The sequence below is a fragment of the Kitasatospora sp. NPDC091257 genome (genome assembly GCF_044757675.1).
Taxonomy (GTDB): domain Bacteria; phylum Actinomycetota; class Actinomycetes; order Streptomycetales; family Streptomycetaceae; genus Kitasatospora; species Kitasatospora lactacystinica.
The window spans coordinates 1-1351 of the sequence record NZ_JBIVVI010001728.1 but is presented as its reverse complement, the minus strand read 5'-3'; the positions used below and the strand labels follow the sequence as shown (position 1 = coordinate 1351).

The window sequence follows — 1351 nt, the reverse complement described above, 5'->3', positions numbered from 1 at the left end:
CCCTGGAGATGGACGGCGGGACGGTCTTCCACTTCCTCGACGCCTCCCCCGAGGAGGCGCTGCGCCGGGCCCGGGAGGTGGCCGGCGGCCTGGACGTGCGGATCGGCGGCGGCCCGAGCACCGTCCGGGCCTTCCTGGAGGCCGATCTGGTCGACCACCTGCACGTGGTCGTGGTGCCGGTGCTGCTCGGCCGGGGGGAGCCGCTCTGGGGCGGACTCGAAGGGCTGGAGCGGCGCTTCCGCACCGAGGCGGTGACCAGTCCGAGCGGCGTCACCCACTACACCTTCACCAGGCCGTAGCCGGCCCCCGGCCCCGGCCGCTCCGGAACGGACGGCGGCGGCCTCCCCGCAGGTGCGGGGAGGCCGCCGTCGTCGTGCGTCGCCCCCGGGGCGGAGGTCCCCGATCGGGCGATCAGACCCGGTCGGCCGCGATCAGCACGTACTGGAAGGAGCCGTCCTTGTAGGACTCGATGAACGCCTCCTCGATGCCGGTCACCAGCGAGGTGGTGTTGCGCAGCTCCCAGTAGGGCAGGGTGTCCGGGGTCAGGTCGATGACGGCCTGCGGCACCAGACGGTTGTCGGCCATCGCCCGCAGGTACTCGCGGCGCGAGTGGATGTTGCACTCGAAGTGGGCGTTGATCTGCGAGACCCACTTCGACGGCTGGCCGTAGCGCGGGTTCCAGCAACCCGTGATGGTCACGTACCGGCCGCCGACGCTCAGCACCCGGGAGTGCTCGGCGAACAGGTCGTGCAGGTCGACGTACATGCTGGACTCGTTGTTCCAGGAGCCCGCGACCGTGCCGGTCTCGACGGGCATGTTCAGCATGTTGGCGACCCGGGAGCGGACGAAGTCGCCGATGCCCAGCTCGGCGGCGCGCTTGTTGCCGAACTCGGCCTGCTGGGTGGACAGGGTCAGGCCCTCGACCCGGCAGCCGAAGCGCTGGTGGGCCATCACCATCGAGCCGCCGCGGCCGCAGCCCGCGTCGACCAGCGTGTGGTCGGCGCGGATGTCGCCGAGGTGGTCGAGCAGCACGTCGGCCTGGGCGGACTCCAGGCGGTGCAGCTCGGCGATGACCTTCTTCTCGCGCTCGCTGTCGGCCGGGTCGCCGATCGCGGCCCGGTCGATCTCCCCGATCCCGTAGTGGTGGTGGTAGAGGCCGTCGACGTCACCCAGGCGAAGGTTGACCGGACGGGCCTCGTGGTCCCAGTAGCGTGCGATGTCGCCCTGGTACGGGGTCGCCGGGCCGGGAATGGTGTTGCCGGGGGTGGTGATGTCGTCGGTCACGGACATGGGTCAACTCCTAGTGGATGGTCAAGGGGTCGGTCATCAAAGGGGATTCGCTGCCGGTGGG

At 71.0% G+C, this 1351-nt stretch carries 2 protein-coding genes; one reads left to right on the top strand and one right to left on the bottom strand.

What is annotated here, in order from left to right; translation table 11 throughout:
• On the top strand, positions 1–299 hold a 299-nt coding region (locus tag ACIQOV_RS41590; RefSeq protein WP_401056361.1), incomplete at its 5' end, for a dihydrofolate reductase family protein.
• Positions 300–411: 112 nt separating this feature from the next.
• Here the strand turns inward: ACIQOV_RS41590 and ACIQOV_RS41585 are convergent.
• Positions 412–1290 carry a geranyl diphosphate 2-C-methyltransferase gene (locus ACIQOV_RS41585; protein ID WP_359915263.1) on the bottom strand — a complete coding sequence of 293 codons (879 nt, stop codon included), beginning with the start codon at positions 1288–1290 and terminating at the stop codon, positions 412–414.
• Positions 1291–1351: the final 61 nt, after the last annotated feature.